The organism is Streptosporangium roseum DSM 43021 (assembly GCF_000024865.1).
Lineage (GTDB): Bacteria > Actinomycetota > Actinomycetes > Streptosporangiales > Streptosporangiaceae > Streptosporangium > Streptosporangium roseum.
Window position 1 is genome coordinate 4,285,302 of the sequence record NC_013595.1, and the last position, 20,364, is coordinate 4,305,665.

The window sequence follows — 20,364 nt, forward strand, 5'->3', positions numbered from 1 at the left end:
CCGAACTCAGGTCTGCCCGTCCGCGCCCACATCCAGCGATCTCTGTACGGCCGCGTCCACCAGCTCGCGGATCTCCTGCTCGGTGAAGATGTCGGGCAGTGTCAGCCGCTCCACGATGAGCCAGTTCAGCGTGAGGTAGAGGAGCAGCACCGAGGTCGTGTCGCCAGGCAGGCCCGAGGCGGTGTGGTTGCCGATGTTGGTGTCGATGTCCTCGCGGATGCGCTTGGTCAGTACGGCGCGCAGCTCGGGGCGCCGGGTGGACTCCAACCGGAGTTCGAGCAGCGCCAGGTAGCCCGAATCGAAGGCGGAGACCCGGTCCACCAGCTCGTGCATGAGCTCGGCGTAGCGGGCCTGGTCCTGCACGCCCTCCTGGGTGCGGGCGATCGTGGCCTCGTCGGGTAGCAAGCGCTCATAGATACGCCCGCCGACCTGGGTGAACAGGTCGTCGCGGCTGGCGAAGTAGTTGGAGGCGGTGCCCACGGGCACCGCCGCCTCCGCATCAACGGCCCGGAAGGTCAGCCCCCGCGCTCCCTCCCTGGCCAGTACCTCGATGGCCGCGTCGATCAGCGACTGCCGCCGTTCGGGATTTCTCCGCACTTGACACCACTCCATGTGTAGTACTACATTCAAACCACTTCAAACAGAGTACTACATCAGGAGTTGAACGGCATGCGAAAGCTTGTGTACTACATCGGTGTCTCGCTTGACGGCTACATCGCCGGCCCCAACGCCGAGTTCGACTTCTATCCCGTGTCGGACCAGATGGCCGCCTGGATCAACGCCCGTTATCCCGAGACGCTCCCCACTCACATCCGCGGGCTCGTGGGCCTCGACGGCGTCCCCAACAAGGTCTTCGACACGCTCGTGATGGGCCGCGGCACCTTCGAGCCGGCCCTGGCCGTCCCCACCACGAGCCCCTACGCCCATCTGCGCCAGTACGTCGTCTCCAGCACGCTGAAGATCGACGACCCGACCGTGCGGGTGGAGACCGGTGACCCGGTCGAGCTCGTCCGGCGGCTGAAGGCCGAGGACACCGGTATGGACATCTACCTCTGCGGCGGCGGCAAGCTCGCCGCCTCCCTGCTCCCGGAGATCGACGAGATCATCCTCAAGAGCTACCCCGTGGTGGCGGGCGCCGGCATCCCGATGTTCTCGGGAGAGTTCAGCCCCACCCTGTTCACCCCCACCCGGCGCGAGTCCTTCGACAACGGCGCCCAGGTCACCTGGCTCGCCAGGGCGTAGAACCACAAGATCACCTGATTCACCAGGGCCTAGAACCGCAAGGAGAAAGCATGCATGTCAAACTCCCCGTCTCGATCACCCAGGCCAAGCCCGGCCACCAGGACCGCTCGCAGAGCCGCCGCGAACACCCGGCGCGCGACCTCAAGCCCATGGGCCGGACCAACCCCTCCCGCCGCCCGACCGCCGCACCCCGCCGCAGCGGGTACTGAGCGGGCCGGTACGGCCCGGCCGTGCGGGGGTTCACCCCGCACCGGCCGTGCCGCACCTGCGGACGCGGGCGTAGCGGACCAGGGCCGCCACGTCGGCGGCCTCGGCCGGTACCGGGGGCGACCTGACGGCCGGGTTCCACGGCCGTCAGGTCTGTTCGGAGCCGTAGCCGTCCAACGGAGGGAACGCGCAGAGATCATGGGGGATCCGGTGCCCATGTCGACTCTTGACAGGGGAATTCCGTGCGCTCACGCTGTTGCGTATAGCGCTTAGCGTTCCTTCCTGTAAAACCAGAGGTGGGTGCGATGATCCCCGTGCGCCCTCTTGCCGCCCTTCTGCGAGGCGAGGCCCACCGGCTGGTGGCTGAGGACGGCACCCTCTATGTCGTCCCGCCGGAGGAGGCGCCGTGACCGCCCTGCCGCCCAGCCTGATCTCCACCCTGCCCGGCGGCTACTACGCCGACGAGGGCGTCTTCGCCCTGGAACAGGCGGAGATCTTCGAGTCGATGTGGTTCTGCGCCGTCCGCGCCGCCGAGCTGGACAGGCCCGGCGCCTTCAGGACGGTTCAGGTGGGGCGGGAGAGCGTCCTGCTCACCCGGAGCCGGGACGGCTCGATCCGCGCCTTCCTCAACGTGTGCCGCCACCGGGGCTCCCGGCTCCGCACCGAGGAGTCGGGCCAGGTGAAGAATGCCTTCTCGTGTCCCTACCACGCCTGGACCTACGACCTGGAAGGCAGGCTGATCGCCGCTCCGAACCTCACCAGGATGCCCGGCCTCGACCGGTCCGGGTACGGGCTGGTGAACGTCCACGTGCGGGAGTGGCTCGGCTACGCGTGGGTGTGCCTGGCCGACGACCCCCCGTCGTTCGAGGCGGACGTGGTCGGCGAGGTGGTGACCCGGCTGGGCGCCGAGGAGCCGATCAGGAACTACGGCATCGACGAGCTCGCCGTGGGCCGCAGGATCGTCTACGACGTGAAGGCGAACTGGAAGCTCGTCGTCGAGAACTTCATGGAGTGCTACCACTGCGCCACCATCCACCCCGAGCTCACCGAGGTGCTCCCGGAGTTCGCCGACGGCTACGCGGCGCAGTCCTTCGTAGGGCACGGGGCGGAGTTCGGCGAGGAGGTCCGGGGCTTCACGGTCGACGGGTCCGAGGGCGTGGACCGGATCCCGGGGGTGAGCGAGGACCAGGACCGCCGCTACTACGCGATCACCGTCAAGCCGCAGGTCTTCATCAACCTGGTGCCCGACCATGTGATCATCCACCGGATGTTCCCCCTGGCGGCCGGCCGGACGATCGTCGAGTGCGACTGGCTGTTCCGCGAGGACGTCGTCGGGCGGGGCACGGACCTCGGCCCGTCGGTCGAGCTCTTCCACCGGGTCAACCTGCAGGACTTCGACGCCTGCGAGAGGTGCCAGCCGGCGATGGGCTCCCGGGCCTACGCCCGGGGCGGCGTCCTGGTGCCGAGCGAGCACCACATCGGGGAGTTCCACGCCTGGGTGCTCGGCAGGCTGGGGGCGGCGTCGGCGTAGATTGGGTGTCCGGCGGGCCGAGGGCGGCGCCCGCGTGGCCGGATATCCGGCGGAGGGCCGGACCACCCGGCGGAGAACCGGGATCCGGAAGGAAACCGGAGGAAGAGGTGCCGGGATGGCGAGGAAGGCTCCGCGCGAGGATGTCACCGAGGATGATCTCGAGGTCGGCCCGCCCAAGGAGTGGGCGGCGGGCATGCCGGGAGTGACCCGCTCGCTGATGACCTCCTACGCCCAGATGGGTGTCGGCCGCACCCTCCTGACCCTGGTCCGCGTCAACCAGAAGGACGGCTTCGACTGCCCGGGCTGCGCCTGGCCCGAGGGGGAGCACCGCAGCCCGGCGGAGTTCTGCGAGAACGGTGCCAAGGCGGTCGCCGAGGAGGCCACCACCCGCCGGGTCACCCGCGACTTCTTCGCCGGGCACACCGTGGGAGAGCTGGCGGGGCGTACCGACTACTGGCTGGGCCAGCAGGGACGGCTCACCGAGCCGATGCACAAGCCGGCCGGCTCCGACCACTACGTGCCGGTGACGTGGGATGAGGCGTTCGCCATCGTCGCCCGGGAGCTGCGCGCGCTCGGCGGCCCGGACGAGGCGGTGTTCTACACCTCCGGCCGCACCTCGAACGAAGCCGCGTTCGCCTACCAGCTCATGGTGCGCCGGTTCGGCACCAACAACCTGCCGGACTGCTCCAACATGTGTCACGAGTCCAGCGGCTCGGCGCTCAACCAGACGCTGGGCATCGGCAAGGGCACGGTGTCGCTGGAGGATCTGCACCGCGCCGACCTCGTCTTCGTCGTCGGCCAGAATCCCGGCACCAACCATCCGCGCATGCTGTCGGCGCTGGAGAAGGCCAAGCGGAACGGGGCGCGGATCGTCGCGGTCAACCCGCTGCCCGAGGCGGGGCTGCTGCGCTTCAAGAACCCGCAGCGGCCGTCCGGCGTGGTGGGGCGCGGTACGACTCTGGCCGACCGGTTCCTGCAGATCCGGCTCAACGGCGACCTCGCGCTCTTCCAGGCCCTGTCGCGGCTGCTGCTGGAGGCCGAGGAGGCGGACCCCGGCTCGGTGGTCGACCACGAGTTCGTCCGGGCCCACACCCACGGCTTCGACGAGTGGGCCAAGAGCGTCCGCGACCTCGACTGGGCGGACGTCGAGGAGGCGACCGGGCTGGAGCGGCCCGCCATCGAGGAGACGGTCAGTGAGGTGCTCGGGGCGCGCTCGGTGATCGTGTGCTGGGCGATGGGCCTCACCCAGCACAAGAACTCCGTCGCCACCATCCGCGAGGTGGTCAACTTCCTGCTGCTGCGCGGGAACGTGGGGCGGCCGGGTGCCGGGGTCTGCCCGGTGCGCGGGCACTCCAACGTCCAGGGCGACCGCACGATGGGCATCTACGAGAGACCCGCGGAGCGCTTCCTCGACGCCCTGCGTGAGGAGTTCGGTTTCGAGCCGCCCCGGCACCACGGCCTGGACACCGTGGCGGCGATCAGGGCGCTGCGCTCGGGGGAGGCGAAGGTGTTCTTCGCGATGGGCGGCAACTTCGTGGCCGCGACCCCGGACACGGCGGTGACGGAGGCGGCGATGCGCCGGGCCCGGCTGACGGTGCAGGTGTCGACCAAGCTGAACCGCTCCCACACCGTCTGCGGCGAGCAGGCGCTCATCCTCCCGACGCTGGGGCGCACCGAGCGCGACGGCGACCGGTTCGTCACGGTCGAAGACTCCATGGGCCTGGTCCACGCCTCCCGGGGCCGGCTCCGCCCCGCCTCGCCGGACCTGCTCCCCGAGGTGGCGATCGTCTGCCGGCTGGCCCGGGAGGTCTTCGGCGCCGACCCCCACGTGCCCTGGGAGGAGTTCGAGGCCGACTACGACACGATCCGCGACCGCATCGCCCGGGTGGTGCCCGGGTTCGGCGACTTCAACGCCCGGGTCCGCGCACCCGGCGGCTTCGCCCTGCCCAACGCGCCCCGCGACGAGCGGCGCTTCCCGACCGCGACGGGGAAGGCCAACTTCACCGTCAACGCCCTGGAGGTGCTGCGCGTCCCCGCCGGGCGGCTCCTGCTGCAGACGGTCCGCAGCCACGACCAGTACAACACCACGATCTACGGCATGGACGACCGCTACCGGGGGGTGAGCGGCGGCCGCCGCGTCGTCTTCGTCCACCCCGGCGACCTGGCCGAGCGGGACCTGGCCGACGGCGACCTGGTGGACCTGGTCAGCGAGTGGCCCGACGGGGAGCGCAGGGCCGAGGCGTTCCGCGTCATCGCCTACCCGACCGCGCGCGGGTGCTGCGCGGCGTACTTCCCCGAGACCAACGTGCTCGTGCCGCTGGACTCGGTCGCGGAGACCTCCAACACCCCCACGTCCAAGAGCGTCGTGGTGAGGCTCAGCCGGTGTGCCCCAGGCGGTGGCTGATGTCCCGCGCCCCGGCGACGAGGACCGGGGCGAGGTCGTGCAGCCGCTCCTCGCCGAGGCGGTAGGCCGGACCCGAGGCGCTGACCGCGGCGACGACCTCGCCGTCGTGGGAGCGGATGGGGGCCGCGACGGCGTTCAGCCCGATCTCGTACTCCTCCAGGGTGACCGCGTAGCCCCTGCGCCGGGCCTCGTCCAGCTGCTCTTCGAGAGCGGGGACCGAGGTGATCGTGCCGGGGGTGTAGCGCTCGAAGCCGGCGGCGTCGAGCAGCCGCGCCCGGTGGCGGGCGTCGAGGTGGGCCAGCAGCACCTTCCCGCTCGACGTAGCGTGCAGCGGGGTGAGCTGGCCGACCCAGTTCTGGGTGGTGACCGCCGCCGGCCCGCGCACCTGGTCCAGGTTCACCGCGTAGTGGGAGCGCAGGACGGCGATGTTGACCGTCTCGCCGATCTCCTCGGCCAGCCGCCGGCATACGGGGCGGCTCTGCTGGGTGAGGTCCAGCCGGGCGGCCACGCCGCCCGCGAGGCGGACCATTCCGAAGCTGAGCCGGTATTTCCCCCGGTCCTCGGCCTGCTCGACCAGCCCCCGGGACTCCAGCGCGCCGAGCAGCCGGAAGGCGGTCGACTTGTGGACGCCGATCTCCACGGCGACCTCGCTGACACCGGCCTCCTGACGCTGGGAAAGGATCTCCAGGATGCTGATGGCCCGGTCGACCGACTGCACCCCGCCGGTGCCGTCAGCCCGGTGGCTGGAGGAATCGTTGCCCATAGCGGGACTGTAGGCGCTGTGAGGAACGCGCGTCCAACGCGCCCGCCCGATCTCCGTTGCGGATGGTGCAATGAATTGCGCTATTCAGTACGATTGTTGATCTTACCCTCTGCTTTTGCGAGACGAGGCAGACATGTACGACTTCGTCATCGTTGGGGGCGGATCGGCCGGAAGCGCTCTGGCGAACCGGTTGTCCGCCGACCCCGCCAACCGGGTGCTGGTGCTGGAGGCCGGCCGCCCGGACTACCCCTGGGACGTCTTCATCCACATGCCCGCCGCGCTGACCTTCCCCATCGGCAGCCGGTTCTACGACTGGAAGTACGAGTCCGAGCCCGAGCCGCACATGAACGGCCGCCGGATCTACCACGCCCGCGGCAAGGTCCTGGGCGGTTCCAGCAGCATCAACGGCATGATCTTCCAGCGGGGCAATCCCCTGGACTACGAGCGCTGGGCCGCCGACCCGGGCATGGAGACCTGGGACTTCGCCCACTGCCTGCCCTATTTCAAGCGGATGGAGAACTGCCTCGCCGCGGACCCGGACGATCCCCTGCGAGGACACGACGGGCCTCTGGTGCTTGAGCGCGGGCCGGTGCGCAACCCGCTGTTCGCGGCGTTCTTCGAGGCGGCGCAGCAGGCCGGCTACCCGCTGACCGACGACGTCAACGGATACCGCCAGGAGGGCTTCGCCCGTTTCGACCGCACCATCCGCCGGGGGCGCCGGCTCTCCGCCGCGCGGGCCTACCTGCATCCCGTCAGGAGACGCCCCAACCTGGAGATCAGGACCCGGGCGTTCGTCACGAGGATCCTCTTCGAGGGGGGACGCGCCGTCGGCGTCGAGTACAACGGCCGGACGGTCCGCGCGGGCGAGGTCGTCCTCTGCGGCGGCGCGATCAACTCCCCGCAGCTGCTCCAGCTCTCCGGTGTGGGCGACGCCGCCGAACTGGGCGCCCTCGGCGTCGACGTCGTGCACGACCTGCCGGGGGTGGGGGAGAACCTGCAGGACCATCTGGAGGTCTACATCCAGTACGGCTGCAGGCGGCCGGTGTCGATGCAGCCCGCGATGAAGTGGCGCAACCGGCCGTGGATAGGCGCGCAATGGCTGTTCCTGCGCAGCGGGCCCGGAGCGACCAACCACTTCGAGGCGGGCGGTTTCGTTCGCGGCAACGACGACGTCGACTACCCCAACCTGATGTTCCACTTCCTGCCCGTCGCCGTCCGCTACGACGGGTCCGCGCCCGTCGGCGGGCACGGCTACCAGGTGCACATCGGGCCGATGTACTCCGACGCGCGCGGCTCGGTGAAGATCAGGAGCACCGATCCCCGGGTCCATCCGGCGCTGCGGTTCAACTACCTGTCCACCGCGCGGGACCGGCGGGAGTGGGTGGAGGCGGTCCGGGTCGCCCGCGACGTCCTGACCCAGCGGGCGATGGACGAGTTCAACGCGGGGGAGCTGTCGCCCGGACCGGAGGTCCGGACCGACCAGGAGATCCTGGACTGGGTGGCCAAGGACGGCGAGACCGCGCTGCACCCCTCCTGCACCGCCCGGATGGGCGTCGACGACCTCGCCGTCGTCGATCCCCTCTCCATGAGGGTCCACGGCCTCGACGGGCTCCGCGTCGTGGACGCCTCGGTCATGCCGTACGTGACCAACGGCAACATCTACGCGCCGGTCATGATGGTCGCGGAGAAGGCGGCGGACCTCATCCTGGGCGACACGCCGATGGCGGCCGAACCCGCCGGCTTCTACCGGCACCGCGGGGGCGCGGACGGCTGACCGTACGGCCCGCCCCTGGCGGCCTCCCGCCGGGGCGCGGCCGGCCGGCCCTCCGGCGGCCGCCCGATCCGTCCTTGACCGTACGGCCCGCAGGGGAGAACCTGTTGCGGGAAGCGCACTACGTTTCGAAGTGCGCAACGGCGGAGGTGGGTATGGCAGGCCGTCGCGTCGTCGTCGTCGGAGCCGGAGTCGTCGGCGCGGCCCTCGCGGACGAGCTCTCCGCGAGGGGCTGGGACGACATCACCGTCGTCGACCAGGGCGCCGTGCCGTCCACGGGGGGATCCTCCTCCCACGCCCCCGGGCTGGTGTTCCAGACGAACCCGTCCAAGACCATGACGGAGCTGGCCCGCTACACCGTCGAGAAGTTCGTGTCACTCGGCTGCTTCCTCCAGGTGGGCGGCCTGGAGGTGGCCACCACGCCCGAACGGCTCGCCGAACTGCGCCGCCGCCACGGCTGGGCCGTGGCCTGGGGGCTCCAGGCGCACCTGCTCACGCCCGGAGAGTGCCTGGAGCGGCACTCCCTGCTGGACCCCGGCCGGGTGCTGGGCGGCCTCTTCCTCCCCGGCGACGGCCTGGCGCAGACGGTGCGCGCCGTCGAGGCCCAGCTCCGCCTCGCCCGGGAACGCGGCGTGCGCGTGCTGGACCGGCACGAGGTGCTGGACATCCGCGTCGAGGACGGCCGGGTCGCCGCCGTCGTCACCGACCGGGGAGAGATCCCGGCCGACCTCGTGGTCTGCTGCGCGGGCATCTGGGGCCCGAAGATCGCGGGCATGGTGGGGATGCCCCTCCCGCTGACCCCGCTGGCGCACCAGCTCGCCTGGACCGGACCCGTCCCCGCGCTGCGCGGGCAGACCGAGGAGGCCGTCCGGCCGATACTGCGCCACCAGGACGCCGACCTGTACTACCGGGAGCACTTCGAGCGGATCGGCATCGGCTACTACGGGCACCGCCCGATGCCGGTCCGCCCCGACGAGATCCTCCCGGTCGGCGTGGCGGAGGTGATGCCGTCGGTGATGCCGTTCACCGGCGACGACTTCGCCCCGGCGTGGACCGAGACCCGCTCGCTGCTGCCCGCGACGCGGGAGGCCGAGATGGCGGAGGGCGTCAACGGCCTCTTCTCCTTCACCACCGACAACATGCCCCTGCTCGGCGAGTCGCCCGAGGTCGGGGGCTTCTGGGTGGCCGAGGCCGTGTGGGTGACGCATTCGGCGGGCGTGGGCCGGGCCATGGCCGAGTGGCTGGCCGACGGCCACTGCTCCTCCTTCGACCTGCACGAGTGCGACGTCAACCGGTTCGAGCCCCACCAGCTCGCCCCGGAGTACGTCCTGACCCGCGGCTGCCAGAACTTCGCCGAGGTCTACGACATCATCCACCCGCTGCAACCGCCGGAGAACCTGCGCCCGATCCGCACCAGCCCCTTCCACTCCCGGCAGCGCGAGCTCGGCGCGTTCTTCCTGGAGGCCGGCGGCTGGGAGCGCCCCCAGTGGTACGGCGCCAACGCCGCGCCGGCCGGAGGCCGGGACGTCCCCCGGCCGGACGAGTGGGCCGCCCGCTACTGGTCGCCGATCGTCGCCGCCGAGGCACGGGCCTCGCGGGAGTCAGTCGCGCTGTACGACATGAGCGCGCTCAAGCGGATCGAGGTCGGCGGCCGGGGAGCCGCCGCCTTCCTGCGGCGGATCTCGACCGGAGACGTCGGCAGGCCCGTCGGCTCGGTGACCTACTGCCTGCTGCTGAACGCCGACGGCGGCATCCGCGGCGACATCACCGTCGCCCGGCTCGGCCCGGACCTGTTCCAGATCGGCGCCAACGGCAACCTCGACCTCGACTGGCTCCACCGCCATCTCCCCGCCGACGGCTCGGTCGTGATCCGGGACATCACGGCGGGCACCTGCTGCGTCGGCGTCTGGGGCCCCCGGGCCCGTGACCTGATGGTCCCGCTGGCCGGCCCGGACTTCTCCCGGGACGGCTTCCGCTACTTCCGCGGCAAGCGCGGCCACGTCGGCACGGTGCCCGTCACCGCGCTGCGGCTCTCCTACATCGGCGAGCTCGGCTGGGAGCTCTACACGACGGCCGACCTCGGCGCGAAGCTGTGGGACACCCTCTGGGAGGAGGGCCTGCGGCACGGGGTCATCGCCGGCGGCCGAGGCGCCTTCGACAGCCTCCGGCTGGAGAAGGGCTACCGCTCCTTCGGCACCGACATGACCTACGAGCACGACCCCTACGAGGCCGGACTCGGCTCCGCCGTACGGAAGGCGGGCACGGGCGACTTCATCGGCCGCGAGGCCCTCCAGGAGCGCCGGGCCTCGGTGCGGCGCCGGCTGACCTGCCTGACGATCGACGGCCCCGACGCCGTCGTCATGGGCAAGGAGCCCGTCTACGACGGCGGGAAGTGCGTCGGATACGTCACCAGCGCCGCCTACGGACACACGATCGGCAGGGGCGTCGCCTACGCCTGGCTGCCGGCCGCGCTCTCCGTCCCCGGACAGACCCTCCACATCGGCTACTTCGACCGGCGGATCGCCGCCGCCGTCGCCGGGGAACCGCTCTACGACCCGGCGATGGAGCGGCTGCGCGGCTAGGCGCGGGAGAGCACCCATGACCGCCTCACGGAAGGGATCGCGATGAGCGTCCACGACGCCGGCCCGCCCGAGCACCCCGACCGGCTGTGGAACAGCCCCGAGCCGGCGGCCTCCTACGACGTGGTGATCGTCGGAGGGGGCGGCCACGGCCTGGCGACGGCCTACTACCTGGCCAGAGACCACGGGATCACCAACGTGGCCGTACTGGAGAGGGGCTGGCTGGCGGGCGGCAACATGGCCCGCAACACCGCCATCATCCGCTCCAACTACCTCCTGGACGAGAGCGCGGGCATCTACGAGCACTCGCTGAAACTGTGGGAGGGGCTGGAGGAGGATCTCGGCTACCCGATCCTGTTCAGCCGGCGCGGCGTGCTCAACCTCGCCCACAGCCTGCAGGACGTCCGGGAGGGCGTGCGCCGGGTCAACGCCAACCGGCTCAACGGCGTCGACGCCGAGTGGCTGAGCCCCGAGGAGGTCAGGCGGGTCTGCCCGATCGTCGACGTCTCCCAGGACGTGCGCTACCCGGTGCTGGGCGCGACCTACCAGCCCCGGGCCGGGATCGCCAAGCACGACAACGTCGCGTGGGGGTTCGCCCGCGCGGCCGCGGCGATGGGCGTCGACCTGATCGAGCACTGCGAGGTCACCGGGATCGACGTCGCCGGCGGGCGGGTGCGGGCCGTACGGACCACCCGGGGGCGCATCGCGGCGGGCAGGGTCGCGATGTGCGCGGCCGGTCACTCCTCGGTCGTGGCCCGGATGGCGGGGCTGGACCTGCCGGTGCAGAGCCACCCCCTCCAGGCGCTGGTGTCGGAGCTGCTGGAACCCGTGCACCCGACGGTGGTCATGTCCAACGCCGTGCACGTCTACGTCAGCCAGGCGCACAAGGGCGAGCTGGTCATGGGAGCGGGCATCGACGCCTGCAACTCCTACCGGCAGCGCGGCGCCTTCCACGTCATCGAGCGGCAGATGGCCGCGGCGCTGGAGCTGTTCCCCGTCTTCGCGCGGGCACACGTGCTGCGGACCTGGGGCGGGGTGGTGGACGTCACCCCCGACGCCTCCCCGGTCGTGGGGCTCACCCCGGTCGAGGACCTCTACGTCAACTGCGGCTGGGGCACCGGCGGGTTCAAGGCCACGCCGGGGGTCGGATGGTGCTACGCGCACACGATCGCCCACGGCGAGCCGCACCCGCTCAACGCCCCCTTCTCCCTCGAACGATTCACCACCGGCGCGCTCGTGGACGAGCACGGCGCCGCCGCGGTGGCCCACTGAAGCCGTGGCGGCGCACTGAAGGAGACCGACCGATGATGCTCATCCCCTGCCCGTGGTGCGGGCCGCGCGACGAGGCCGAGTTCCACTACGGCGGGCAGGCGCACGTCGCCTACCCCGCGGACCCCGCCGCCCTCTCCGACGCCGAATGGGCCCGCTACCTGTTCTTCCGCGACAACCCCAAGGGGCCCTTCGCCGAACGGTGGAGCCACGCGGCCGGCTGCCGCCGCTGGTTCAACGTCGTCCGGGACACCGCGACCAACGAGATCCACGCCGTCTACCGCGCGGGCGGGCAGAGGCCGGTGAGCCCGTGACCCGCCAGCCGTTCCGCAGGGACGGCCACCGGGGCGAGACGCTGCGGTTCCGGTTCGACGGCCGCGACTACGAGGGGTGCCGGGGCGACACGCTCGCCGCCGCCCTGCTCGCCAACGGGGTGCGCACGGTCGCGACGAGCGTCCGGCTGGGCCGTCCCCGGGGCGTCTTCGCCGCGTGGACCGAGGAGCCCAACGCGCTCGTCCAGATCGAACACCCCTTCCCCGAACCGATGCTGCAGGCCACCACCGTCGAGCTGTACGACGGGCTGGTGGCCAGGGGCCTGCCGGGGAAGGGGAGGCTGAGCGGCGGGGCCGACCCGGCGCGCCATGACGGCGTGTACGCCCACTGCGACGTCCTGGTGGTCGGGGCCGGGCCCGCCGGGCTCTCGGCGGCGCTGTCCGCCGCCGGCTCGGGCGCCCGGGTCGTCCTCGCCGACGACCGGCCCGTGCCCGGGGGCAGCCTGCCGGACACCGCCGAGACGGTCGACGGTGTCCCCGGCGCCGAGTGGGCCGCCGCCGCGCTGGCCGAGCTGGACGGCCACCCCGATGTGCGGGTGCTGGCCCGCACCGGCGTCCTCGGCTACTACGACGACAACTACCTGGTCGCGGTGGAGCGACGGGGGGAGCGGGCGTCCTCCCGCGAGCGCGTCTGGCGCATCCGCGCCCGCCGCGTCGTGCTGGCGACCGGCGCGCACGAGCGGTCCGTCGCCTTCGCCGGCAACGACCGGCCGGGCGTCATGCTCGCCTCCGCCGCCCGCGCCTACGTCAACCGGTACGGCGTCCTGCCGGGCCGTCGCGCGGTGGTGTTCACCGCCAACGACAGCGCCTACGCCGCGGCCCGCGACCTGGCGGCCGCCGGCGTCGAGGTCGCGGCCGTCGTCGACGTACGGCGGGGCGGCGGCCGGTCATGGGACGGGAGCGAGGTGCTCGCCGGGCACCTCGTCACCGGAGTGGGCGGGCAGGAGGGCGTCTCCTCGGTGACCGTCTCCGCGGACTCCGGGGGAGGCCCCGCCGGGGAGCTCTCCGGAGGCTCCGCCGGGGGCCGGGAGTTCGAGGCGGACCTGCTGCTGGTGTCGGGCGGCTGGAACCCCGTGGTCCACCTGTTCGGCCAGGCGGGAGGACGGCTCCGCTACGACGAGCGGCTCGGCGCCTTCCTGCCCGCCGCCACCCGCCAGGCGGTGGAGGTCGCGGGCGCCGCGCGGGGGCTGTCCACCCTGGGCCGCTGTCTCGCCGACGGAGCCGCGGCCGGGGCGCGGGCGGCGGAGGCGGCCGGGTTCCGCGCCGGGCACCGGCCCGCCGCCCGCGCCGAGGACGCTCCGGAGGCGCCCGCCGAGCACGTGTGGCTCGTCCCCGCCGCCGACTACCGCGGCCACTTCGTCGACCTGCAGCGGGACGTGACCGTCGCCGACGTCATGCGGGCGACCGGGGCCGGGCTCCGCTCGGTCGAGCACGTCAAGCGCTACACCACCGCCGGGACCGCCCACGACCAGGGCAAGACCTCCGGGCTGCTGACCGGCGGGGTCGTCGCCCACCTCCTCGGAGTGGACGTCGCGGAGCTCGGCACCACCACCTTCCGCGCGCCGTACGTGCCGGTGAGCTTCGCCACCCTCGCCGGGCGCGACAGGGGGGCGCTGCACGATCCCGTCCGGGTCACCCCGCTGCACGGGTGGCACGTGGCCCGCGGCGCGCTGTTCGAGAACGTCGGCCAGTGGAAGCGGCCCCGGTACTACCCCCGCGCGGGCGAGGACATGCGGACCGCGGTCCTGCGGGAGTGCGCGGCCGTACGGCAGGGCGCGGGGGCGATGGACGTCTCCACGCTGGGCAAGATCGATCTCCAGGGGCCGGACGCCGCCGAGCTGCTCGACCGGCTCTACACCACCATGATGGGCACCCTCCCCGTGGGCGCGATCCGCTACGGCGTGATGTGCCGGCCGGACGGGACGGTCTTCGACGACGGAACGGTGGCCCGCCTGGCGGAGGACCGCTTCCTGGCCACCACGACCACGGGGAACGCCGCCGCGGTCCTGGACTGGATGGAGGAGTGGCTGCAGACCGAGTGGCCGTCGCTGAGGGTGTACTGCACCTCGGTCACCGAGCAGTGGGCGACGGTGGCGCTCGCCGGGCCGGGCTCCCGGGCCGTGCTGGCCAGGCTCGCCCCCGGCCTGGCCGTGGACAGGGAGAGCTTCCCGTTCATGACGTGGCGGGACGCCCGGGTGGCGGGCATCGAGGCGAGGGTGTGCCGGATCAGCTTCTCCGGCGAGCTGGCCTATGAGATCAACGTCAGTGCCTGGGACGGGCTCGCGCTGTGGGAGGCGGTGCAGGGGAGCGGGGCGGTCACGCCGTACGGGACCGAGACCATGCACGTGCTCCGGGCGGAGAAGGGCTACCCCATCGTCGGCCAGGACACCGACGGCACGGTCACCCCCGCCGACCTCGGCCTGGACTGGGCGGTCTCCAGGAAGAAGGCCGACTACGTCGGCAAGCGCTCACACGCCCGCCCCGGCGACCTCAGGCCCGACCGCAAGCACCTGGTCGGCCTGCTGCCGGACGACCCGGACCGGCTGCTGCCCGAAGGCGCCCACCTGGTGGCCACCGCCCGGCTGCCCGAGCCGCCGGTCCCCACGCTCGGCCACGTCACCTCCGGCTACCGCAGCGCGGCACTCGGGCGGACCTTCGCCCTCGCCCTCGTCAGCGGCGGGCGCGAGCGCGTCGGCGAGCGGCTCTACGTGCCCGTCGGGGCCGATCAGGTCCCCGTCACCGTCACCCGCCACGTCCTGTACGACCCCGAGGGAGCGCGCCGTGACGGATGAGCGATCGACACGACCTCGGGGGAGCGCGCCGTGACGGATGAGCGACCGAGCCCGCCGGCCCGGTTCGAGCCGGTGTCGGACGGCAACCTGCGCATCGCGGAAGTGCCGTTCCTCACCCAGGTCAACCTGCGTCTGGATCCCGGCAGCCCCGCGGCCGGCGCCCTCGGGCGCGCCCTCGGCGTGCCGCTCCCCACCGAACCCGGCACGTACGGGAGCGCGGACGCCGACGTGCTGTGGCTCGGCCCCGACGAATGGCTGGTCGTCGGGGAGCCCGGACGGGCACGCGATCTGGAGACCCGGCTGCGGGCCGCGGCCGGGACCGGGCACGTCGCGGTCACCGACGTCTCGGCGCAGCGGACCACGCTGCTGGTGGCCGGGCCGAAGGCGCGTGACCTGCTGGCCCACGGCTGTGCCCTCGACCTGCACCCTGGAGTCTTCGGCCCGGGCCGGTGCGCCCAGACCATGCTGGCCCGCGCGCAGGTCCTGCTCGTCGCCCGCGACGGCGGCGAGTTCCTGGTGCTCGTCCGCCCGTCGTTCGCCGGTTACCTCGCCACGTGGCTGCTCGACGCCGCCGCCGGATACCTCTCCGGGCAGCCGGGATGACCGCCGCGGGGCCGGGACCCTAGCCGAGCATGCGGGCGAAGGCGTCGGGGGTGACGATCGGGATGCCGTAGTCACGGGCCTTGCGCGCCTTGGCGGACAGGCTGTCCGGGTCGGCCGCGACCAGGAGCCTGACCTTCCTGGTGATGTAGCCGTGCGGGATGTAGCCCGCCTGGAGGGCGCGCCACTCCCAGTCGTCGCGGGGACCGTCCATCTCGCCGGTGAAGACGACCAGGTCGCCGGGGGAGAGGCGGAACCGCGTGAAATCCGGCGGCGGGCTCGCGGGGTCGCCCGCCAGCGCGCGGTCCGCCGCCTCCGCAGGCAGGCCGAGGAGGGCCGCGACGAGGGCCAGCTCGTGCCGGTCGTCCTCGGTGACCGGGCCTTCGGACAGGACGGTCCGCGCCAGGGCCGCGAGGTAGCCGAGGTGCAGCCGTTCCGCCTCGCCCCGCCCGAGCCCGAGGGCGGAGGCGAGCCGGACCAGGGCGTCGGACTCGGCCACCGAGACGTGGTGGTCGAGGAGTGCCCGGTCGAGCAGGGCGAGGTAGGAGGTCGCGGCCTCGGGCCGGGGCGGGGTCGCCGGCCGGTCCGCGATCCTGGTCAGGAAGTGCGGGTCGCGCTCGGCCGCGACGCCGCGCCGTACCCCGGCGGTCCCCGGGTCGCCGGCCGCCGGCCAGGCGGCGCCGCGGACGGCCTCGATCAGCGGTTCCCAGGGAGCGGCCGGGCCGGCGAGCGCCAGGTAGTGGCGGAGCAGCCCGGCGGCGGCGCGGGCGTCGGCCAGGGCCTCGTGGTGGCCGTTGAGGGAGACCCCGGCCCTGGCGCAGCAGGCGGCCAGGCTCCTCGGGGCCCCGGGCAGGAACTGCGCCGACCACGCCATCGTGCAGACCCCGGCCGTGTGGTCGAGCGGGGTGTCGAGGCCCAGGCGGCCGAACTCGTGGGAGAGGAAGCCCGCGTCGAAGGGGAGGTTGTGGGCGGCCACCACCCTGCCGTCGAGCCGCTCGGCGACCGCGCCCGCGATCTCCCCGAAGGCCGGGGCGTGCCGGATGTCGGCCGCGGTGATGCCGTGGATGTGCTGGGGGCCGAGATCGCGCCCGGGATTGACCAGGGTCGCCCACTCCCCGGTGACCTCGCCCGAGAGATCCAGGTGCACGATCCCGATCTCGATCACCCGGTCGTTCCACGACGGCCGCAGACCGGTCGTCTCAAGGTCGATGACCGCGTATCCACGCGGCCGGCCCGGCCCGGGCATCGCCCTCCTTCGGAATGGAGCCGCCCCGGAACGGAGGTCGTGTCACGGCGCGCGCCGGCGCCCCGCTGTCCACGACGGCGGGCGAAGGCCCGGGCGGGAACTCTCTCCAGAGCGCGAGCGTACCCCGGCGCGCGGGGGAGTGCGCCGCCCACTGGTCGGTGGCCAGCCGGGCGGCGACGTGGTCCGGTTCAGGCGGGACGCCTGAACCGGACGCACTCAGCCACCGCTCTTGCGGCGGAAGGAACGCTTGCCCCCGACCGGGCCGTGGGCGCCGTGGATCTTCGAGGCGTTCTTCCCCTTGCCCCCGGTGCTCGCCTCCGTCTGCGCGACCTTCTTGCGCTCCAGGGCCTCGCGGAACTTGCGCTTCAGCTCGTCCTCGGAACTCTCGGGTTCCGGCGTGACGTCAGACATACGGACCTCCTGATCTGGGCGGGCAGTCCAACTCCGGCCAACCGGATCATCATCCTCTCACGTCCTAAATAGAGAGTCGGTTGGCTGGAAATATGTAAGGCTCTTGCCTAAGGAGGATAGCCCTCCGAAGTGGTTGCGAGCGAGGTCGAGAGGTGCGACGGGACAGGAGGGCGGTGACGCGTCCCTGCTCCGCAGGCTGAACCCGGCAACGAGCCGGCGGCGCTCGGCGCGGTACGGCCGGCCCTCGACCACCTCGACCGGACGCTGTCCGCCGCGACCTCCTGAAGCCCCCGGGCGGCCCCCGAGTGCCGGGCCGGACACGGGAGTTTATTTATTCAAAGGGTTTACATAATTCCGCTCAAACCTGCCCGGCGGCGAAGTATGCGGCCAGCTCGGGGGCGACGGGAGGGACCTGGCGGGGCGTCGAGCCGTCCCGCAGGGACTCGGTGGCGTGGACCCCGGCCGCGATGCTGTCGCGCGCGGCCACGGGGGAGGTGTCGGTCGGGCCTCCCTCGACGGCGAACCGGACGAACTCGTTGATCAGCCCCTCGTCGGCGCCGCCGTGGCCGCTCACGCCCGCCGCGATCGGCACCTGGAGGTCGCCCTCGGGGTCGTAGCCGCGCCGCCCGCCGTTCCAGACCCGGACGACGGCCCCCTCCCCGTGGTCGCCGAAGTTCTCCAGGCGGCCGGCCGTACCGATGACGGTGTAGTTGCGCCAGTAGTCGGGGGTGAAGTGGCACTGCTCGTAGCTGGCGTAGACGCCGTTCTCCAGGCGCATCTGCACCATGGAGAGGTCCTCGACGTCCACCACCGGGTTGAGGCCGCGCTGGGCGAGGGGCGGCCAGTTGGTCTCCGGGCTGAACCAGTCCTCCGGGAGTCCCTCGGAACGGTCGGTGACCTGCCCGTAGACCGTCAGGCCGCCCATGCCGGCGACCAGGGCGGTCCTGGACCCGGCCAGCCAGTGGATGACGTCGATGTCGTGGGCGCCCTTCTGCAGCAGCAGGCCGGTGGTGTTGCGCCGGTCGGCGTGCCAGTCCTTGAAGTAGTAGTCGCCGCCGTGCCCGACGAAGTGGCGGCACCACACGGCCCTGACCTCGCCGATCGCGCCGTCGGTGATGAGCTGCCGCATGGTGCGGACGACCGGCATGTGCCGCATGTTGTGCCCCACGTACAGCCGGGCGCGGTGCTCGTGGGCGGTGCGCAAGATCAGGTCGCAGTCCTCGACCGTGATCGCCAGCGGCTTCTCCACCAGGGTCGCCCTGCCCGCCTTCAGCGCCGCGACGGCCAGTTCCGCATGGGTGTGGTCGGGCGTGAGGATCATCACCGCGTCCACGTCGTCGTGCAGCAGCGCGTCGAAATCGGCGGCCACCCGCAGGTCGGAGCCTATTTCGTCGCGGGCCTGCCGCTGTGCCGCGGGGTCGGGGTCGTACAGCGCCACCACCCGGCTGCCGTTCCCCGGCCGGTGCGCCTCGCGAGCCAGTGACCTCCTCAGGCCGTATCCCGCCACTCCGATGCGGAGGTCGTTCCTCACTGTCGCTCCTGTTCGCCATGGGGCTGCTCGCTCATACTCCAATTATTCTAGTTATTTTCATAAATGAGCGCCAGTCGCCGTACTCGCTCTCACGGGTTCGGCGGACAGGGATGACTTGAGCAGGGGACAGGGATGACTTGAGCAGGAAGGTGCGGGCACTTCTGCGCGCCGGCGCGATCGCGGCCGGCAGGGTGGGCGCCGCCGAGTTCCCCCGGCTGCTCGGCGGCCTCTACACCCTCGACGGCAAGCGGTACGGCCTGCCGAAGGACTGCGACACGCTCGGCCTCCGGTCCGGGTGACGTCTCAGTGCAGGCCCATGGCCATCAGCAGCAGTAGTCCGGCGAGGTGACCGACCACCACGAACACGATGACGAAGATGAAGATGAACTTCGCCGGTCCGTGCTCGAAGTGCTTGCCCTCCGCTAGGGCCGGCCGCCGGGACTCTCGCTCGGCGATCCGCTCCTCGATCGGCTTGCGGTTGAACATGGGCCTCCTTTGGCAGACCTATGCTTGGGGTCACAATAGTTTGTGCACCAATTATCGTACTATGTCGATAGGAGGTGTGCGTGAGCGAGATGACCGATGCGCTCCATCTGGAGCGGCAAGTGTGCTTTGCCCTGGCAGTCGCCTCGCGCAGTGTCATCGGGGTCTACCGGCCGCTGCTGCAACCCATGGGGCTCACCCACCCGCAGTATCTGGTGATGCTCGCGCTCTGGCAGCACGCGCCCCTGTCTGTGAAGGAGCTGAGCAAGCTACTGCAACTCGACCCCGGTACGCTGTCCCCGCTCCTCAAACGACTTGAGGCGATCGGCTACGTCCGGCGGCGGCGCGGCACCCGGGACGAGCGCGTCCTGGAGGTCACGCTCACTCCGAAGGGCCGGGAGCTGAGGAGCGAAGCTGAGAGGATCCCGCCGTCAGTCGTCGAACGCCTGGGTATGGGACTGGAGGAGCTGCAGGAGCTCCACCGGTCGCTGACCAGGGTGATCGCCGCGGCGAACGGCACGGATCCCTGATCCACACAGAGAGGACAGGAAAGGCTCATGGCTGGAAGCCACGGAGGAAGCCCCAAGTCTTGGCTTGCGGTGATCGTCATTCTGATCGGGTTCACCGTCGGCGGTGTGGCCCTGTGCATCGGTCCCAGCTGGATGCTGTTCTGGGTGGGGGCCGGGATCGTCGCCGTCGGCGGTGTGATCGCCCTGCTGGTCGACATCTTCTCCGACGTGATCATCGACGCGCCCCGGGTGCCGCTGGACCACACCAGCTGATCACATCTCCCGAAGGGCTTCCTCCACGGAGGGGGAGAGCTCGAAGGCGGAGCGCAGACCGGTGATGGTCAGGATCCGCTCCAGGGTGCCGTGAACGCCGACGAGGACCAGGCGGGTGCCCAGGGTGCGGCTCCGCCGGAGGCTCACGATCAGTTCCGCGACGCCGGTGGAGTCGCAGAAGGTGAGCGCCGTGACGTCGATGACGATCGTGGGAGGGGCCTCGGCCTCCCAAACCTTGGTCATCTCGTCGCGGAAGACGGGCGCGTTGCCGTAGTCGAGCTCCCCGTCCGCCCGGACGACGCACGCCGTCCCGTGCCGGCTCGTCGAAACCGTGAAAAAGGCCATGCCTCACCCCTCCGCCCGCGGGTCGCAGGGCGGGCTGCCTCTGTCCTACCAGGTCTGCGGCCCCGGCGGCGCATCG

20 protein-coding genes are annotated in these 20,364 nt (G+C 71.9%); 13 read left to right on the forward strand and 7 right to left on the reverse strand.

Annotation, left to right across the window (positions count from 1 at the left end; all coding sequences use genetic code 11):
- Positions 1-6: 6 nt before the first annotated feature.
- A complete protein-coding gene (locus SROS_RS18680) occupies positions 7-597 on the reverse strand; it encodes a TetR/AcrR family transcriptional regulator (RefSeq protein ID WP_012890508.1) in 591 nt (196 codons plus the stop codon).
- A gap of 72 nt (positions 598-669) precedes the next feature.
- On the opposite strand from SROS_RS18680, the gene SROS_RS18685 reads away from it, so the two are divergent.
- The 4 genes from SROS_RS18685 (at position 670) to SROS_RS18695 (ending at position 5,384) form a co-directional block, all read left to right on the forward strand.
- A complete protein-coding gene (locus SROS_RS18685; RefSeq protein WP_012890509.1) occupies positions 670-1,242 on the forward strand; it encodes a dihydrofolate reductase family protein in 573 nt (190 codons plus the stop codon).
- Positions 1,243-1,292: 50 nt separating this feature from the next.
- Complete coding sequence (locus tag SROS_RS50990) at positions 1,293-1,451, forward strand: hypothetical protein (protein WP_012890510.1); 159 nt, start codon at positions 1,293-1,295, stop codon at positions 1,449-1,451.
- 404 nt (positions 1,452-1,855) lie between these two features.
- Entirely contained in the window at positions 1,856-2,980 is a 1,125-nt protein-coding gene (locus tag SROS_RS18690; RefSeq protein WP_012890512.1) for an aromatic ring-hydroxylating oxygenase subunit alpha, read from the forward strand.
- Positions 2,981-3,095: 115 nt separating this feature from the next.
- Positions 3,096-5,384, forward strand: coding sequence for an FdhF/YdeP family oxidoreductase (locus SROS_RS18695; protein WP_012890513.1), 2,289 nt, complete (start codon positions 3,096-3,098; stop codon positions 5,382-5,384).
- Here SROS_RS18695 and SROS_RS18700 read toward each other — a convergent pair.
- Positions 5,356-6,147, reverse strand: coding sequence for an IclR family transcriptional regulator (locus tag SROS_RS18700; RefSeq protein ID WP_012890514.1), 792 nt, complete (start codon positions 6,145-6,147; stop codon positions 5,356-5,358). The two genes, SROS_RS18695 and SROS_RS18700, sit on opposite strands and share 29 nt — an antisense overlap.
- A 115-nt stretch (positions 6,148-6,262) precedes the next feature.
- On the opposite strand from SROS_RS18700, the gene betA reads away from it, so the two are divergent.
- The 6 genes from betA to SROS_RS18730 all read left to right on the forward strand — a co-directional run bounded on the left by betA (position 6,263) and on the right by SROS_RS18730 (position 15,493).
- Positions 6,263-7,921, forward strand: coding sequence for a choline dehydrogenase (betA, locus tag SROS_RS18705; protein WP_245564670.1), 1,659 nt, complete (start codon positions 6,263-6,265; stop codon positions 7,919-7,921).
- Between the two features lie 152 nt (positions 7,922-8,073).
- The gene (locus SROS_RS18710; RefSeq protein WP_012890516.1) at positions 8,074-10,500 is read left to right on the forward strand and encodes a GcvT family protein; all 2,427 of its coding nucleotides are present in this window, start codon (positions 8,074-8,076) and stop codon (positions 10,498-10,500) included.
- A gap of 42 nt (positions 10,501-10,542) precedes the next feature.
- Entirely contained in the window at positions 10,543-11,769 is a 1,227-nt protein-coding gene (locus tag SROS_RS18715; RefSeq protein WP_012890517.1) for a sarcosine oxidase subunit beta family protein, read from the forward strand.
- A gap of 32 nt (positions 11,770-11,801) precedes the next feature.
- Positions 11,802-12,080, forward strand: a complete 279-nt coding sequence (locus SROS_RS52185; RefSeq protein WP_012890518.1) for a sarcosine oxidase subunit delta — start codon at positions 11,802-11,804, stop codon at positions 12,078-12,080.
- Entirely contained in the window at positions 12,077-14,890 is a 2,814-nt protein-coding gene (locus SROS_RS18725) for a 2Fe-2S iron-sulfur cluster-binding protein (RefSeq protein ID WP_012890519.1), read from the forward strand. Before SROS_RS52185 ends, SROS_RS18725 begins: the two co-directional genes overlap by 4 nt.
- 30 nt (positions 14,891-14,920) lie before the next feature.
- Complete coding sequence (locus SROS_RS18730) at positions 14,921-15,493, forward strand: sarcosine oxidase subunit gamma (RefSeq protein ID WP_012890520.1); 573 nt, start codon at positions 14,921-14,923, stop codon at positions 15,491-15,493.
- A 19-nt stretch (positions 15,494-15,512) separates the two neighbouring features.
- Here the strand turns inward: SROS_RS18730 and SROS_RS18735 are convergent, their stop codons facing one another.
- The 3 genes from SROS_RS18735 to SROS_RS18745 form a co-directional block, all read right to left on the reverse strand.
- The gene (locus SROS_RS18735) at positions 15,513-16,736 is read right to left on the reverse strand and encodes an exonuclease domain-containing protein (protein WP_012890521.1); all 1,224 of its coding nucleotides are present in this window, start codon (positions 16,734-16,736) and stop codon (positions 15,513-15,515) included.
- A gap of 216 nt (positions 16,737-16,952) precedes the next feature.
- Complete coding sequence (locus tag SROS_RS18740) at positions 16,953-17,147, reverse strand: DUF5302 domain-containing protein (protein WP_012890522.1); 195 nt, start codon at positions 17,145-17,147, stop codon at positions 16,953-16,955.
- 358 nt (positions 17,148-17,505) lie between these two features.
- On the reverse strand, positions 17,506-18,678 hold the full coding sequence (locus SROS_RS18745) for a Gfo/Idh/MocA family protein (RefSeq protein ID WP_012890523.1): 1,173 nt from the start codon (positions 18,676-18,678) through the stop codon (positions 17,506-17,508).
- 137 nt (positions 18,679-18,815) lie between these two features.
- Between SROS_RS18745 and SROS_RS50995 the strand changes: the two genes are divergently transcribed.
- On the forward strand, positions 18,816-18,977 hold the full coding sequence (locus SROS_RS50995; RefSeq protein WP_169369314.1) for a hypothetical protein: 162 nt from the start codon (positions 18,816-18,818) through the stop codon (positions 18,975-18,977).
- A 4-nt stretch (positions 18,978-18,981) separates the two neighbouring features.
- Here the strand turns inward: SROS_RS50995 and SROS_RS18750 are convergent, their stop codons facing one another.
- Positions 18,982-19,164, reverse strand: coding sequence for a hypothetical protein (locus tag SROS_RS18750; protein WP_012890524.1), 183 nt, complete (start codon positions 19,162-19,164; stop codon positions 18,982-18,984).
- An 89-nt stretch (positions 19,165-19,253) separates the two neighbouring features.
- Between SROS_RS18750 and SROS_RS18755 the strand changes: the two genes are divergently transcribed.
- Positions 19,254-19,691 carry a MarR family winged helix-turn-helix transcriptional regulator gene (locus SROS_RS18755; protein WP_043656048.1) on the forward strand — a complete coding sequence of 146 codons (438 nt, stop codon included), beginning with the start codon at positions 19,254-19,256 and terminating at the stop codon, positions 19,689-19,691.
- Between the two features lie 27 nt (positions 19,692-19,718).
- Entirely contained in the window at positions 19,719-19,943 is a 225-nt protein-coding gene (locus SROS_RS18760; RefSeq protein WP_012890526.1) for an HGxxPAAW family protein, read from the forward strand.
- Here SROS_RS18760 and SROS_RS18765 read toward each other — a convergent pair whose 3' ends face one another.
- Positions 19,944-20,288 (reverse strand): anti-sigma factor antagonist, encoded by a 345-nt coding sequence (locus tag SROS_RS18765; RefSeq protein WP_012890527.1) that lies wholly within the window; start codon positions 20,286-20,288, stop codon positions 19,944-19,946.
- Positions 20,289-20,364 lie beyond the last annotated feature (76 nt).